The 15,348-nt window shown below is 41.3% G+C and carries 15 protein-coding genes; all 15 read left to right on the top strand.

Going from position 1 to position 15,348, the window contains the following annotated elements; all coding sequences use genetic code 11:
- Nucleotides 1-188 precede the first annotated feature (188 nt).
- Complete coding sequence (gene rpsB / locus F8M42_RS08855; RefSeq protein WP_182186057.1) at nucleotides 189-923, top strand: 30S ribosomal protein S2; 735 nt, start codon at nucleotides 189-191, stop codon at nucleotides 921-923.
- 81 nt (nucleotides 924-1,004) lie between these two features.
- The gene (gene tsf / locus F8M42_RS08850) at nucleotides 1,005-1,658 is read left to right on the top strand and encodes a translation elongation factor Ts (RefSeq protein WP_182186056.1); all 654 of its coding nucleotides are present in this window, start codon (nucleotides 1,005-1,007) and stop codon (nucleotides 1,656-1,658) included.
- 130 nt (nucleotides 1,659-1,788) lie between these two features.
- The gene (gene pyrH / locus F8M42_RS08845) at nucleotides 1,789-2,514 is read left to right on the top strand and encodes a UMP kinase (protein ID WP_182186054.1); all 726 of its coding nucleotides are present in this window, start codon (nucleotides 1,789-1,791) and stop codon (nucleotides 2,512-2,514) included.
- The gene (gene frr / locus F8M42_RS08840) at nucleotides 2,514-3,071 is read left to right on the top strand and encodes a ribosome recycling factor (RefSeq protein WP_182188700.1); all 558 of its coding nucleotides are present in this window, start codon (nucleotides 2,514-2,516) and stop codon (nucleotides 3,069-3,071) included. Before pyrH ends, frr begins: the two co-directional genes overlap by 1 nt.
- Before the next feature lie 2 nt (nucleotides 3,072-3,073).
- Nucleotides 3,074-3,277: a hypothetical protein gene (locus F8M42_RS08835; RefSeq protein ID WP_182186052.1), complete on the top strand. Its 204-nt coding sequence runs from the start codon at nucleotides 3,074-3,076 to the stop codon at nucleotides 3,275-3,277.
- 3 nt (nucleotides 3,278-3,280) lie between these two features.
- Nucleotides 3,281-3,451 (top strand): DUF362 domain-containing protein, encoded by a 171-nt coding sequence (locus F8M42_RS08830; RefSeq protein ID WP_182186051.1) that lies wholly within the window; start codon nucleotides 3,281-3,283, stop codon nucleotides 3,449-3,451.
- 81 nt (nucleotides 3,452-3,532) lie between these two features.
- Nucleotides 3,533-4,306, top strand: a complete 774-nt coding sequence (locus F8M42_RS08825; RefSeq protein WP_182186049.1) for an isoprenyl transferase — start codon at nucleotides 3,533-3,535, stop codon at nucleotides 4,304-4,306.
- A 15-nt stretch (nucleotides 4,307-4,321) separates the two neighbouring features.
- On the top strand, nucleotides 4,322-5,158 hold the full coding sequence (locus F8M42_RS08820) for a phosphatidate cytidylyltransferase (RefSeq protein ID WP_182186047.1): 837 nt from the start codon (nucleotides 4,322-4,324) through the stop codon (nucleotides 5,156-5,158).
- Between the two features lie 1,848 nt (nucleotides 5,159-7,006).
- The gene (locus tag F8M42_RS08815) at nucleotides 7,007-7,237 is read left to right on the top strand and encodes a hypothetical protein (RefSeq protein WP_182186046.1); all 231 of its coding nucleotides are present in this window, start codon (nucleotides 7,007-7,009) and stop codon (nucleotides 7,235-7,237) included.
- A gap of 116 nt (nucleotides 7,238-7,353) precedes the next feature.
- Nucleotides 7,354-8,514 (top strand): 1-deoxy-D-xylulose-5-phosphate reductoisomerase, encoded by a 1,161-nt coding sequence (locus F8M42_RS08810; protein ID WP_182186044.1) that lies wholly within the window; start codon nucleotides 7,354-7,356, stop codon nucleotides 8,512-8,514.
- 68 nt (nucleotides 8,515-8,582) lie between these two features.
- On the top strand, nucleotides 8,583-9,620 hold the full coding sequence (gene rseP, locus F8M42_RS08805; RefSeq protein ID WP_229711315.1) for an RIP metalloprotease RseP: 1,038 nt from the start codon (nucleotides 8,583-8,585) through the stop codon (nucleotides 9,618-9,620).
- A gap of 83 nt (nucleotides 9,621-9,703) precedes the next feature.
- The gene (gene ispG / locus F8M42_RS08800) at nucleotides 9,704-10,759 is read left to right on the top strand and encodes a flavodoxin-dependent (E)-4-hydroxy-3-methylbut-2-enyl-diphosphate synthase (RefSeq protein ID WP_182186042.1); all 1,056 of its coding nucleotides are present in this window, start codon (nucleotides 9,704-9,706) and stop codon (nucleotides 10,757-10,759) included.
- A 39-nt stretch (nucleotides 10,760-10,798) separates the two neighbouring features.
- Nucleotides 10,799-12,505 carry a proline--tRNA ligase gene (locus F8M42_RS08795; protein WP_182186040.1) on the top strand — a complete coding sequence of 569 codons (1,707 nt, stop codon included), beginning with the start codon at nucleotides 10,799-10,801 and terminating at the stop codon, nucleotides 12,503-12,505.
- A gap of 251 nt (nucleotides 12,506-12,756) precedes the next feature.
- On the top strand, nucleotides 12,757-13,290 hold the full coding sequence (locus tag F8M42_RS08790) for a ferredoxin domain-containing protein (RefSeq protein ID WP_182186039.1): 534 nt from the start codon (nucleotides 12,757-12,759) through the stop codon (nucleotides 13,288-13,290).
- Nucleotides 13,291-13,504: 214 nt separating this feature from the next.
- On the top strand, nucleotides 13,505-15,265 hold the full coding sequence (locus F8M42_RS08785; protein ID WP_182186037.1) for a GGDEF domain-containing protein: 1,761 nt from the start codon (nucleotides 13,505-13,507) through the stop codon (nucleotides 15,263-15,265).
- The last annotated feature ends 83 nt before the right edge of the window (nucleotides 15,266-15,348 follow it).

The following is a 15,348-nucleotide window of genomic DNA, read 5'->3' as shown; positions in this document are numbered from 1 at the left end:
TGATGGGTCATAGCATGGCAGCCTCCGCAAACAGCGGAGGCTGTTTTTTTAGTTGCCAGCGGATTTTTTTTATGATATAATATTTGACGGTGTAAAAACACACACATATTATATGCGGCGCTGTGCCTGTTACAAGGTTTGTAACCGCAGTACAGATATGTGGAGGATAAAACAGGAGGTGCACTATCATGGCAGTTATTTCCATGAAACAATTATTAGAAGCAGGCGTTCATTTTGGTCATCAGACCAGACGCTGGAATCCGAAAATGGCTAAGTACATTTTCACTGAAAGAAACGGTATCTATATCATCGATTTGCAAAAAACAGTAAGAAAGATCGACGAGGCTTATAACTTTGTTCGTTCAATTGCTGAAGAAGGTAAATCGGTATTATTTGTCGGTACCAAAAAGCAGGCTCAGGAATCAGTAAAAGAACAAGCTGAAAAGGCCGGCATGTACTATGTAAATGAAAGATGGCTCGGCGGTATGCTGACCAACTTTGGTACGATCAGAAAGAGCATTAACCGTTTGAAAGAACTCGAAGCTATGGAAGAAGACGGCACATTTGAAGTTCTTACCAAAAAAGAAGTACAGATGCTGCGCCGGGAAAAGGATAAACTGGAAAGAGCATTAGGCGGTATTGAAGAAATGGATAAACTGCCGGGAGCTTTGTTTGTCATTGATCCGCGCAAGGAACATATTGCCGTGGCTGAAGCCAGAAAGCTCGATATTCCAATCGTGGCAATCGTTGATACTAACTGTGATCCGGATGAAATCGACTATGTCATTCCTGGTAATGATGATGCTATCCGTGCAGTTAAACTTTTGACTGAATGCATGGCTGATGCAGTTCTTGAAGGCCGTCAAGGCGGCGAAGATGCTGAAGAAGAAGCTGACCAGGAAGCTGAAACGGTAAAAGATTAATCAACAATAAAATTAAAATATAAGAGGGGGTAAGGGGAATGTTATCCCTTTGCCCCTTTTTTTACAGGAGGAGTTTCATTAATGGCAAATGTTACAGCAGCAATGGTAAAGGAACTGCGTGAACAGACCGGAGCAGGAATGATGGACTGCAAGAAGGCTTTGACGGCATGTGATGGTGATAAGGCAAAGGCCGTTGACTTTTTGCGGGAAAAGGGATTGGCCTCCGCGGCTAAAAAAGCTGATCGTGTAGCGGCAGAAGGTGTTGTTACTTCTTATATTCACGGTAATGGCCGTATTGGTGTATTGGTGGAAGTGAACTGTGAAACCGATTTTGTTGCCGGTACGGATGATTTTAAAGAATTTGCCCGTGATATTGCTATGCAGATAGCTGCTGCCAACCCTAAATGCATTCGTCGTGAAGAAGTCAATCCGGCGGAACTCGATCATGAACGCAAGGTTTTGCGTGAACAGGCTCTGGCTGAAGGCAAACCGGAAAAAATCGTTGAAAAAATGGTGGACGGTCGTATCGAAAAGTATTATAAGGAAGTATGCCTTATGGATCAGGCTTACATTAAAGATCCAGATCAAAGTATCTCTGATTTGGTTACGGCTAAGATTGCCAAAGTCGGGGAAAATATTTCCATACGCCGTTTTACCCGTTATCAGCTGGGCGAAGGGATTGAAAAGAAGTCTGACGATTTTGCCGCTGAAGTAATGGCTGCGGCGAAGGGATAATATACGGAAAAAACAAAAAGAGAACACAAAGTTTGTGTTCTCTTTTTTGAAGATATGAGATATTATATAATAATGGATAGAAAATGATTATGCCTGATTAACAATTTAATATTAGACGGAGGATGTATCGTTGACGGTAAAACAATATAAACGTGTGGTTTTGAAATTAAGCGGTGAAGCTTTGGCTGGAGATCAGGGATTTGGAATAAATCCTGTAGTTGTGGAATCAATTGCCCAGCAGGTAAAGGAAGTTTATCAAAAAGGTGTGGAAGTAGCCATTGTAGTTGGCGGCGGTAATATCTGGCGGGGACTTGCCGGCAGTGCTAAGGGAATGGATCGGACAACTGCCGATTATATGGGGATGCTTGCCACAGTGATGAATTCTTTGGCAATGCAGGATGCTTTGGAAAAGATCAATGTTACGACACGTGTTCAATCGGCCATTGAAATGCGTCAGGTGGCAGAACCCTACATCAGAAGACGTGCTGTGCGCCATTTGGAAAAAGGACGGGTAGTGATATTTGCCGCCGGGACCGGTAATCCGTATTTTTCTACAGATACGACGGCGGCTTTGCGGGCGGCAGAAATAGAAGCCGACGTTATTCTCATGGCCAAGAAAAACACCGATGGCGTATATGATTGTGATCCTAATTGCAATCCTGATGCCAAAAAGTTTGACACACTGGAATATATTGAGGTACTGCAGCGCGGTTTGGCAGTCATGGATGCTACGGCTACCAGTTTGTGTATGGATAATAAGATTCCTCTTATTGTATTTAATATTGATAAATCTGGCAATATTTTGAAGGCGGCCTTGGGAGAATCTATAGGTACGGTCATCGGAGGGGAAAAATGATGATAAAGGATATATTCACATCAAGTGAAGATAGAATGAAGAAGACAATCGACTCGTTGAAACGGGAGTATAGTTCATTGCGCGCCGGTCGGGCTACACCGGCACTGCTGGAAAGAGTCATGGTGGATTACTATGGAACACCGACACCGGTCAATCAAGTGGCCAATGTTTCGGTTCCGGAACCACGAATGATAGTGATAGCACCGTGGGAAAAATCGTTGCTGCATGCTATCGAAAAGGCTATTATGAAATCAGATCTGGAGCTTAGCCCCAACTCTGACGGCAATGTTATACGGCTTTCTATTCCGCAGCTGACTCAGGAACGTAGGGCTGAACTTGTCAAAACGGTCAATAAGAAAGCAGAGGAAGCAAAAATAGCGCTGCGCAATTTGCGCCGCGATGCCAATGACGCCGTCAAAAAAATGGAAAAAGCAAAAGAAGTGACGGAAGATGAAACCAAAAAGGCTCAGGAAGATATGCAGAAACTGGTTGACAAATATGTCAGTGAAGTTAATAATATAAAGACCGGCAAAGAAAAAGAAATAATGGAAGTTTGATTATGGAATATGTGGGACAGCTTTTGACAAGCGCTGTTATAGATTTGCAAAGTAAGAAAAAGGAATTTGTCATAGATTATACCGTTCCACCGGATAGAGGTTTTTTCAGGGTAAATCCAGATATACTTTATGTCGTAAGGGAAAAATACCTTGAAAATGGTGTTTTGCAGCTTATGGCTGCCGCCAAAATGCGAAAGGAGGTGTAAATTATGGCATATAAGATCACTGATGAATGTATTTCCTGCGGCACCTGCGCGGCTACCTGCCCGGTAGGCGCTATTTCCGAAGGTGAAAAACATTATGAAATTGATGAAAGCACCTGCATAGAATGCGGTGCCTGTCAGGCTGCCTGCCCGGCATCAGCTATTGAAGCTCCCTGATAAAAGGTCCCTCTTCTCTTTTTAGCTATTGTGGAGAGGGACCTATTTTGTATTAGACATAACGAAGAGGTTATTATAAGTATGTGGAAGAAGTTTTTATATAAAAATGAAAAAAATGAGGGAAAAGCAGCTTTAGACAATCTGGACAAAGCTTTGCTGCCGGTTCATGTTGCCGTGATAATGGACGGTAATGGACGTTGGGCGAAAAAGCGCGGCCTTCCCCGTACAGCCGGCCATAAAAAAGGAGTCGATGCTCTGCGGGAAATCGTTAAGGCAGCTTCTGCCATTGATATAAAATATCTCACTGTTTATGCTTTCTCCACGGAGAATTGGAAGCGTCCGATAACTGAAGTGGATTTTTTAATGAAATTGTTTTCTTACTATCTTGATTCGGAGATAGAAGAAATGAATAAAAATAATGTAAGGCTCAAAGTGGTTGGTTATGTAGAAAAATTGTCGGAAAATCTGCAAAAACAGGTACATAATGCAGAAGACAGGACGGCAGAGAATACCGGGCTCACTTTAAATGTAGGGGTCAATTACGGCGGCCGCGATGAAATAGTTATGGCGGTCAGGAAAATCGCTCAGATGGCCGCTGTGGGAAAAGTAGATGCATCTGCTGTAGATGAGCAGATGGTGGATAATAATCTGTATACGGCATATCAGCCGCCGGTAGATTTACTGATAAGGACCGGCGGGGATATGAGAATCAGTAATTTTCTGCTGTGGCAGTGCGCTTATGCCGAGCTTTGGTTTACAGAGAAAAATTGGCCGGATTTTCAGCCGGATGATTTTGCAGCAGCGGTGCAGAGCTATCAGACAAGGGACCGGCGGTTTGGCGGCCTGAGTAAATGATATGGAGGACTGAGAGTGAAAACGAGAATAATATCGGGAATAATCGGTATTATCGCAGCCTTTATAGTGATAATGCAGGGTGGTTTTTTGTTTATGCTGTGCAGTGCCGCTTTGGCGGTATTGGCATGGCAGGAGTATGTCCGCGCTTTTAAACATAAGAACATGAATTTACCGCTTTGGACCGGGACTGTTGCCGCGGCGTGCCTGACATTGAGTGGCACGGTAGAGAGCAATATTGATTTAAGCTTTTTTATGCCTATAGCAGCAATTATTCTGGCAATATTTTTATTGAAGATGGTTTTTTGCCATAAGACTTTTTCACCAATTGAAGCTTGTATTGCAATAACCGGTATCTTTTATATAGGCGGCGGTTTTTATTACATAACCCAGCTACGGCTGATGTTTGCTGATAAGTTGGTTGAACCGTATGGTATTTCAATTGGTTGTCTGTTCTTATGGATCGCGCTTATTGGTACATGGGCAAGTGATACATTTGCTTATTTTACGGGGTATTTTTTTGGCCGGCATAAATTATGCCCTGAGGTAAGCCCTAAAAAGACAATAGAAGGGCTTATCGGGGGTACTGCCGGCTCAGCTGTGGCACTTATGCTGCTGGGAATGTTGTTTGGTTTTGAACTGCTGCCGATGGCACTGCTGGGGATCGTCATTGCTATAGTGGCTACTTTGGGCGATTTGGTGGAGTCAATGTTTAAGCGTTGCACTGGGATAAAGGATTCGGGGAATTTGATTCCCGGACATGGCGGTGTACTGGATCGATTTGATAGTCTGTTGTTCACGGCACCGTTGGTTTATTATTTTTATATGCTGGGTCAGGCATATATACTTAAATGAGTTAAAAATAGGACAATAAGGTTCTTGTATTAAGGATATATTAGCAATGTCGGTATGAATAGATAATTGATTTATAATATGTTCATTAATAGGCACCGGCGAAGTTGGATGATGCAGCGCACTTTTACCACACTGCGTGTGGTTTTTTGCTCTTCTAAGGGCGGACGTTGGGCTGTGTGTCTGTTTTAATAGATTCAGCCAGTATTTTATTTAAATTGGTATTTTTATAATTAATAGTTGCATATATTATTAAATTTTATTCTTTAATGGTTAACTGTTTTGATATCACTATTTATTAGATATATAATAAGTACGCATCTTAAAGCCCTCCTTGACAGGGAGGGTGGCATGGCGTCAGCCATGGCGGGAGGGTTTATTCTTAAACTTTCGCATTAAAATATCGTTTTGTTTAAGGGTAACCCCTCAGCCGGCTGCGCCGACAGCTCCCCTGGAAGGGAGCCTTCGGGTTAGTGCTTTATTACAACATATTGGAAGACACTTATCATATTTCAGCATCTTGAAGGGAACCTTTGGATTAGTGTTTTTTATGAAGTAGAAAGAAACATTTATTGCATTTTCCAATATGTTGAATTTTATTTTTTAATGGTCAATTGTTTTTATATTACTACTCATTAGTATGTAATAATTACGCATCTTAAAGCCCTCCTTGACAGGGAGTGTGGCATGGCGTCAGCACCATGGCGGGAGGGTTTATTCTTAAACTTTCGCATTAAAATATCGTTTTGTTTAAGGGTAACCCCTCAGTCGGCTGCGCCGACAGCTCCCCTGGAAGGGAGCCTTCGGGTTAGTACTTTATTACAACATATTGGAAGACACTTATCATATTTCAGCATCTTGAAGGGAACCTTTGGATTAGTGTTTTTTATGAAGTAGAAAGAAACATTTATTGCATTTTCCAATATGTTGAATTTTATTCTTTAATGGTTAACTGTTTTGATATCACTATTTATTAGATATATAATAAGTACGCATCTTAAAGCCCTCCTTGACAGGGAGGGTGGCATGGCGTCAGCCATGGCGGGAGGGTTTATTCTTAAACTTTCGCATTAAAATATTGTTTTGTTTAAGGGTAACCCCTCAGTCGGCTGCGCCGACAGCTCCCCTGGAAGGGAGCCTTCGGGTTAGTGCTTTATTACAACATATTGGAAGACACTTACCATATTTCAGCATCTTGAAGGGAACCTTTGGATTAGTGTTTTTTATGAAGTAGAAAGAAACATTTATTGCATTTTCCAATACATTGAATTTTATTTTTAATGGTTAACTGTTTTGATATCACTATTTATTAGATATATAATAAGTACGCATCTTAAAGCCCTCCTTGACAGGGAGGGTGGCATGGCGTCAGCCATGACGGGAGGGTTTATTCTTAAACTTTCGCATTAAAATGTTGTTTTGTCTAAGGGTAACCCCTCAGCCGGCTGCGCCGACAGCTCCCCTGGAAGGGAGCCTTCGGGTTAGTACTTTATTACAACATATTGGAAGACACTTATCATATTTCAGCATCTTGAAGGGAACCTTTGGATTAGTGTTTTTTATGAAGTAGAAAGAAACATTTATTGCATTTTCCAATATGTTGAATTTTATTTTTAATGGTTAACTGTTTTGATATCACTATTTATTAGATATATAATAAGTACGCATCTTAAAGCCCTCCTTGACAGGGAGGGTGGCATGGCAGCCATGGCGGGAGGGTTTATTCTTAAACTTTCGCATTAAAATATCGTTTTGTTTAAGGGTAACCCCTCAGTCGGCTGCGCCGACAGCTCCCCTGGAAGGGAGCCTTTAGGTTAGTGATTTCTTACAACATATTGGAGGACACTTACCATGTTTCGACGTTTCAATTGGAGTATTTGGGTGTTAGAAGATACACATTGTATTCCAGACAAAATTTCTGCCAATTGTTCTGCATTGGTAGTATTAAGATATACATTGTATTCCAGTACATTGGAGGGGAGCTTTTGGGTAAGTGATTCTTATAAAGTAGAAAGAAAAATTATCACACACTCCAATATTTTGAAGAATGATTTGGGAGTAAAATGGTTTCGTAGAGTGTAAAAGACACTCACTACGTTTTGCTATTTTTGAACGGAGATTTTTTGACTGGCAGTTTTATAAAATATTTAAAAAAGTGGTTACTATATCCTGGTGTTTGATATAGGAAAGGTAAATAAATGAAGAATATTTCTGTACTGGGTTCCACTGGTTCTGTCGGTACGCAGACGTTATCAGTAGTAAGGCAGCACCCTGATTTATTCAGTATAAGTGCGTTGGCTGCCAATAATAATGATGAATTATTGGAGCAGCAGATAAATGAGTTTAAGCCGGCATCAGCCGTTTTATATAATAAAGATGCAGCGGATCGCCTGAGAGCCCGCTATAGCGGAACAACTAAAATTCTGTCAGGCAAGGAAGGCCTTATTGCAGCGGCTGTGATCGATGAAGCTGATACTGTGGTAACTTCATTGATGGGATTTGCCGGTCTTAGGCCGACATTGGCTGCGATTGAAGCAGGAAAAAATATTGCATTGGCAAATAAGGAAACTCTGGTTGTAGCCGGTGAGATAGTAATGCAGGAAGCCGTTCGGAAAAATGTCAGTATTCTGCCGGTCGATAGTGAGCATTGTGCTATTTTTCAGTGTTTACAGGGAAATGAGCGGGATAAAGTAAGCAAGCTATTACTTACAGCTTCCGGTGGACCGTTTCGCGGTAAAAAGACGGCAGATCTCGAGCATGTTAATATTGCAGAATGTCTGCATCATCCTACATGGTCAATGGGCAGGAAAATAACCATTGACAGCGCTACTTTGGTCAATAAAGGTTTAGAAATAATTGAAGCCCACTGGCTTTATGACATGTCTTATGATAAAATTCAAGTAGTAGTCCATCCGCAAAGCATTGTTCATTCAATGGTAGAGTATGTGGATGGTACTGTAATGGCGCAGATGGGGACTGCTGATATGCGCCTGCCTATACAGTATGCATTGACTTATCCGCAGCGTTTTGGTCTGACGGCACAAAAACTTGATTTTTGGAATATGCCGCAGCTGACCTTTGAACAACCGGATACCGATACTTTTAAGGGTATAGATTTTGCCTATGAAGCCGGACGAATCGGTGGTACAATGCCGTGTGTCCTTAATGCGGCCAATGAAGTGGCAGTTGATGCGTTACTGAAGGGGAAAATCAAATTTTTGGATATTTATTCGATAATCGAGCAGGCGATGCAAAAGCACAACGTTATCCAAAATGTGACGGCTGAAACATTTTTTGCAGTTGATGCGGCGGTGCGTGGTTTTGCCCGCAAATTGGTAGAAAAGTTATCTGTGAGATAATTTGGGCCGGCAGCGGATAATATTTGGCATGTTCATTGTAGAATGTTTTGTTATGATGGAGGATACTTATGTTTAGTATAACAATGGTAGTTGCCGTGGTGGTAGTGTTCGGCGTATTGGTTCTTGTTCATGAACTGGGACATTTTATTACGGCTAAACTTACCGGTATGCGGGTAGATGAATTTGCCATAGGTTTTGGCCCTAAGCTGTGCAGTTTTAAGCGGGGGGAAACAGTCTATTCCATAAGGAGTATACCGTTAGGCGGCTTTAATAAAATAGCCGGTATGGAGCAGGATGATAAAGAGGCCGGTGACCGTGCTTACTGGGCAAAACCGGTATGGCAAAGAATGATTGTCATTGTCGCCGGTGGGGCGATGAATATATTTTTGGCTTATGTATTGATTTTTGGAATTCTTGTCACATCAGGTATACAAACACCGGTAACGCAGGCGGAACTTGGCAGTGTCGTGTCACAAAAACCGGCGGCACAAGCGGGTTTGAAGACGGGTGACGTGATCGTGGCAATAAATGGTGAGAAAGTTGCAACATGGGAAGATTTTGCCGAAAAAGTAAAGAATTCTGATGGACAAGTGTTGCAAATGGACTATCTGCGTAATGGAGAAGAACATTCGGCCAGTGTGATACCGGAATATGATAAAACAGCCAAACAAGCCATGGTCGGAGTAATGGCGGCAACAAGGCATACACCGATAAGCTTTCCTGATGCAGTGGTGATGGCCGGCAAGCAGGTCGTATATATCACTTATGCAATGATTGCGGCTATCGGCGGAATGGTTATGGGAACTGTTCATGCTGATTTGGCCGGACCGATTGGTGTAGCCACGATAATTGGTCAGGCAGCTGAATTGGGAGTTCAATCAGTGCTTAATATTATGATTTTGCTGAGTATCAACCTGGGAATAATCAATTTGTTGCCGGTTCCGGCGCTTGATGGCGGACATTTCTTTACTTTGGTGGTAGAAGCTCTGCGGGGCAAACCTCTCAGTCCGGATTTAATGCGTAAATCACAGTTTGTAGGTCTGGCATTACTGCTAATGCTGATGTTCTTTGCAACAGCACAGGATTTTACTCGGTTATTTGGTTAAAATCTTTAGCATGTTTGTGTACCTTAAAGTTGTTTTGTGATGTATTCAAGATATCTGAATGAGTGGGGGGAAAACGCGTAATAATGATAAAGAGAAGGCCTACCCGACAAATTCATATCGGTAAGGTTAAGATTGGCGGCGGAGCACCCATTTCTGTGCAGTCGATGACTAATACAAAGACTGAGGATACTGAGGCAACCATAAATCAAATAAACGAATTGGCGGCAGCCGGCTGTGATATTGTGCGTATGGCAATACCGGACATGACGGCAGCAGAAAATATAAGTAATATAAAAGAAAATACTAATATGCCTTTGGTGGCCGATATTCATTTTGATTATCGGTTGGCATTGACGGCAATTGAACGCGGCATTGATGCGCTGCGGATAAATCCCGGTAATATTGGTGATGCTGACAGAGTGCGCAAAGTTGTGACTGCAGCTAAAAAGAAAGATATCCCTATACGTATCGGAGTGAATGCCGGTTCACTTGATAAAAAGATAATGGAAAAATATGGTCAGGTGACGCCGGAGGCAATGGTTGAAAGTGCTATGCAGCATGTGCGGATATTGGAAAACATGGATTTTCATGATATTAAGATATCTTTGAAGGCACATGATGTTCCATTGACACTTGCTGCTTATCACTTAATGAGTGAGACGGCTGACTATCCACTGCACCTTGGTATAACTGAAGCGGGAACTGTACATACGGGAATTATCAAGTCGGCAGTCGGTATCGGCGCATTGCTTGCGGAAGGTATCGGTGATACTTTTCGGATTTCATTGACCGGTGATCCTGTAAATGAAGTAAAAGTGGCTAATGAAATTTTAAAGTCACTGGATTTGAGAGAATATGGACCAACTTTGGTGTCTTGTCCGACCTGCGGTCGTTGTAATATTGATTTACAGGCGATAGCTGATAAAGTCGAAAAGAAACTGGCTGATGTAAAGGCACCAATAAAAGTTGCTATTATGGGTTGTGTGGTAAATGGTCCTGGGGAAGCCCGCGATGCCGATTTGGGTATTGCCGGCGGCAAGGGTGAAGGCTTGCTGTTTTGCAAAGGCCAAATAATTCGGAAAGTACCGGAGGCCGATTTAGTAGAAGAGCTGTTTAAAGAAATTGATCGAATCCTATAATATGCGGACCGTAAATTATCAAAAGAGGAGTTTTTTTAATTGCGTGCATCTAATCTTTACGCCCCTACATTGAGAGAGGTACCGGCAGAAGCCGAAATACCGAGTCACAAGCTGATGCTCAGAGCCGGTTTTATAAGAAAAGCGGCTGGCGGCATTTATACGTATTTACCGCTGGCTTGGCGGACTTTACGTAAAATTGAACGGATAATCCGTGAAGAAATGGATGCGGCCGGTGGGCAGGAAATTGCCATGCCGATTATGCAGCCGGCAGAGCTCTGGAAAGAATCGGGCCGCTGGGATGTGTTCGGTGAAGAAATGTTCAAGTTAAATGACCGGCATGGCCGCGAATTTTGCCTTGGCCCGACGCATGAAGAGATAATTACTGATTTGGTACGCAATGAAGTGCGTTCTTATAAACAGCTGCCGTTGCTGCTTTATCAGATACAAAATAAATATCGTGACGAAATACGTCCTCGTTTTGGTCTCATGCGCGGCCGTGAGTTTATTATGAAGGATTTGTATTCTTTTGATAAAGATGAAGCCGGGCTTGATGTATCATATAAGAAAATGTATGATGCTTATACTAAGATATTCAGCCGCTGTGGGCTGGTATTCAGGCCGGTGGAAGCCGACAGTGGTGCCATCGGTGGCAGCAATACTCATGAGTTCACGGCTTTGGCCAAGACGGGTGAATCACAGATAGCTGTCTGTACAAAATGCGATTATGCGGCAAATGTTGAAAAAGCTGAACTGTCAGCTATTAAATCCGGTGATGAAACTGAACAGAAATTGAAAAAAGTTGCCACACCAGGTACAAAGACTATAGAAGCGGTTATAGAATATCTGCATCTGTCGATTGAAAAGAGCATTAAAGCAGTAATGTTCCAGGATGAAAAGGACAGAGTGATTTTTGCTTTCATCCGTGGTGACCATGATGTAAACGATGTAAAGCTGCAAAATGCTGTAGGTGCAGTAGAACTGCATATGGCTGAAGAAGCATCTATTATAGCACTTGGTGGTGTGCCGGGATTCACCGGGCCTATAGGGCTTAAGAAGGATACGGTTATTGTAATTGACCAAAGTGTAATGAATATGAAAAATGCCTGCTGTGGTGCCAATGAGGAAGGACAGCATTATATAAACGTTAATCCGCAGCGTGATTTTGGCGATGTTCTGGTAAAGGATATCCGCCAGATAAAGGATGGGGATCCCTGTCCGCATTGCGGAGCTCCGGTGCAGCTGACACGTGGTATCGAAATCGGACAGGTATTTAAGCTGGGAATAAAATATTCAGGTTCTTTGCGGGCAACTTTCCTTAATGAAAACGGCAGGGAAAAGCCATTTGTTATGGGATGCTACGGTATTGGAGTCAGTCGGACGATGGCTGCTGCAATAGAGCAGTATCATGATGCTGACGGCATTATTTGGCCGAGGGCGATAGCACCTTATGAAGCTGTTATAGTAGCAATAAATGCAAAAGATAGTGTCCAGATGGAATTGGCGGAAGAAATTTATACCGCAATGGAAAAATCCGGAATAGATGTCCTTTTGGATGACAGAAAAGAACGGGCCGGTGTAAAATTCAAGGATGCTGATTTAATCGGTTATCCGGTGAGAATCACGATAGGGCCTAAGGCTGTTAAGGAAAATATAATTGAGGTGAAAGTACGTAAAACCGGCGAAGTGTTCAATTTTGATTGGAATAGTTATTTGCCGGCAGTACAAAAGCTATTGAGTCAATTGTAAATTTTATAGTTTTGATGATATTATGAGTTATTCTGGTGAATTGGTTCCCTTATGGCAAATTTATTTGTTTTTTGCTGTAGGGGACTTTTTTTCTGCTTAATAGTAGGTCAATTGATTTTGCATTGCGCAGGTAAATAAAGTATAATAAAGGCATTAACTGGGTAATTAATATAAAGAGGCAATATATAGAAAAAACATCGGGTTTAATATTTATCCGATGTTTATTTATCTGTAATGGGGGAGAGAATATAATGCTTATCATGGGAAATGAAGCAGAAGAAAAAGTCATTTTGGCTGTTGCCGAAAAGATGTGTACAGCTGCCCGCACTGCACCAAAAACGAGAGGTACGGATCATATACTGACCTGCATAATCACGGCAGAAGAAAAAGACCGCATGGCGGCTGAAATGGAACGAATCGGTAAAGAGAATAACTTGGCATTTTTCCTGCGTGATGCCAAATGCATACGCAGCAGTGCTGCTGTTGTATTGCTGGGAGTCAGGCTTAGTGTACGGGGACTCAATGAAGCTTGTGGATACTGTAACTTTAAAAATTGTCAGGAAGCACTGTCAAATGGGGCTTTATGCGCATATGATCCGATGGATCTGGGAATTGCAATCGGTTCGGCAGTGTCTGTAGCGGCGGATAACAGGATTGATAACAGAGTAATGTTTTCGGCGGGTCGAGCCGGTATGAATCTGAAATTTCTGGGCGGAACAGCCCGTCAAGTCATCGGTATTCCACTTGCGGCTAAGGGAAAATCACCATTTTTTGATAGAGTGTGAGTTCAGTTACAGGTTATATGAATTTGGCTGTTTATTTTTCAGTAATTTCAGTCTGTTTTTATTTGGCATTTAAACATATTGTAGATTCATTTTCTCTATAGCAGCAAATATGAAATTGCAGCATTATTTTAGCGGATAATTTACAATTTGTTAATAAAGGTATAATAATAATCTGGTAAAATCGAATCAGTTGATAGGGAGAGAAGGATTATTATTGGATGAAGGCAGGGAGCTTAAGAAAATTTTATGTAACAAGCTTATTACACCAGTATACCAGCCGATTGTTAACTTAAGGACAGGAATGATTTTTGCTTATGAGGCGCTTAGCCGTGGCCCGGAAGGCAGCAGTCTGTACCATCCGGATAAGTTGTTCGCCGCTGCCAAGATGGAAAAATGTTTGTGGCAGCTTGATTATCTTTGCCGCAGTATGGCAATCAGCCACGCTGAAAAGAGTATTAACGACAGAGAATTGTTTTTGAATGTTGATGCGAAAATTTTGTATGACAATAATTTTCATCAGGGAACAACAGCCAGATTTTTAAAACAATGTAATTTAAATACTAAGAATATTGTTTTTGAAATAAGTGAAAAAACTGCGGTAGATGATTATGAAATATTTCGTTCGGTTTTGAAAAATTATCAATGTCAAAATTATCAAATAGCAATAGATGACTTTGGCGCAGGGTACAGCGGACTTAACCTGTTGGTGCAGATATCACCGCAATTTATCAAGCTTGATATTGGCTTGATAAGTAATATCGACAAAAATTATGTTCAAAGATCGGTAGTGAAGGCACTGGTCGATTTTGCTCATGCGGCGAATATTAAAATAATAGCTGAAGGTATTGAAAGAAAAGAGGAACTGGAACTTTTAATAGAATTGGGAATTGATTATGGACAGGGTTTTTTCCTTGCTAAACCAAAACCGAGACTGGAAGAAATAAGTGATTGTGTCGTAGGGCAGATAAAAAAAGCATATGAGAATAAGGAAATTATTAGTATGAATACTCTGCTTAATATAACTATTGGGAAAATAATTATCAGGCAAGATACGTTTAGCTCTGATACACCGGGTTATATTATTTTGGAGTATCTTAAGTCCCTGAAGGAACCGCTGGATGTAATCATTGTTGATGAGACTGTTCCGGTAGGAATATTGAACCACAATATTTTTTATCAGCAATTAGCTACTGCATATGGAATGTCGCTTTACTGCAACAGACCAATTAGATTAATTATGGATAAAAATCCTTTGGTGGTAGATTATGAAACTTCAATAGAGGAAGTTGCGCAGAAGGCATTGAACAGACAGGCACGGTACATGTATGATTCGATAATCGTAGTAAGAGACGGTAAATATTATGGGACTGTTACGATAAAAAAGTTACTCGAAATTACTACTAAAGTTAAATTGAATAGTGCCCGGCACGCCAGTCCGTTAACAGGTTTACCAGGAAATGATGCTATAGAATGGAATTTAATACACTGTTTAAAAAAAGATATGCCGTTTGGTGTTATCTATGTTGATATAGATAATTTTAAGGCATATAACGACAGCTATGGTTTTGAAGCTGGTGACAAAGTACTGGTCGCTGCCGCAAAATTACTTAATGAAACACTTTGTAAGTATGCTGACAAGTTTTTTTTGGGACATATTGGTGGTGATGATTTTATAGCAATTATTTCGGTTGATAAGATTACGACAGTATGTCAGATGATAATAGATAGTTTTGATTGTAAAACAAAGAAATTTTATTCACCGGAAGACCAGGCAAATAAATACATTATGGCGCACGACAGAAAAGAAAATATGCAAAGATATCCATTGATGACAGTTTCACTGGCGGTGATCCGCATTAATAAAAAAGCAGGAATAACATTGACTAATCTTGCATCGAGGGCTGCGGTAATAAAGAAAAAATGCAAGGCGGTCACGGTGAGTAATTTTATTGTTGATGTATATTCCGGGGAATAATTGTTGCAATTGGCAAAAAAACCTTGATTGAAAATTTTTCAATCAAGGTTTTTTTATGGGATAGTACATATATAGTACATATA

Origin of the sequence: Pectinatus frisingensis, from assembly GCF_014076555.1 — a bacterium.
GTDB classification, from domain to species: domain Bacteria; phylum Bacillota; class Negativicutes; order Selenomonadales; family Selenomonadaceae; genus Pectinatus; species Pectinatus frisingensis.
The sequence above is the reverse complement of the archived record's forward strand: the minus strand, read 5'-3'. Positions and strand labels throughout refer to the sequence as shown.

What these genes read in the sequence shown, in the direction of transcription:
- rpsB (WP_182186057.1), top strand. Translation starts at nt 189, where the DNA reads ATGGCAGTTATTTCCATGAAACAATTATTAGAAGCAGGCGTTCATTTT.
- tsf (WP_182186056.1), top strand. Translation starts at nt 1,005, where the DNA reads ATGGCAAATGTTACAGCAGCAATGGTAAAGGAACTGCGTGAACAGACC.
- frr (WP_182188700.1), top strand. Translation starts at nt 2,514, where the DNA reads ATGATAAAGGATATATTCACATCAAGTGAAGATAGAATGAAGAAGACA.
- F8M42_RS08835 (WP_182186052.1), top strand. Translation starts at nt 3,074, where the DNA reads ATGGAATATGTGGGACAGCTTTTGACAAGCGCTGTTATAGATTTGCAA.
- F8M42_RS08830 (WP_182186051.1), top strand. Translation starts at nt 3,281, where the DNA reads ATGGCATATAAGATCACTGATGAATGTATTTCCTGCGGCACCTGCGCG.
- F8M42_RS08825 (WP_182186049.1), top strand. Translation starts at nt 3,533, where the DNA reads ATGTGGAAGAAGTTTTTATATAAAAATGAAAAAAATGAGGGAAAAGCA.
- F8M42_RS08815 (WP_182186046.1), top strand. Translation starts at nt 7,007, where the DNA reads ATGTTTCGACGTTTCAATTGGAGTATTTGGGTGTTAGAAGATACACAT.
- F8M42_RS08810 (WP_182186044.1), top strand. Translation starts at nt 7,354, where the DNA reads ATGAAGAATATTTCTGTACTGGGTTCCACTGGTTCTGTCGGTACGCAG.
- rseP (WP_229711315.1), top strand. Translation starts at nt 8,583, where the DNA reads ATGTTTAGTATAACAATGGTAGTTGCCGTGGTGGTAGTGTTCGGCGTA.
- ispG (WP_182186042.1), top strand. Translation starts at nt 9,704, where the DNA reads ATGATAAAGAGAAGGCCTACCCGACAAATTCATATCGGTAAGGTTAAG.
- F8M42_RS08790 (WP_182186039.1), top strand. Translation starts at nt 12,757, where the DNA reads ATGCTTATCATGGGAAATGAAGCAGAAGAAAAAGTCATTTTGGCTGTT.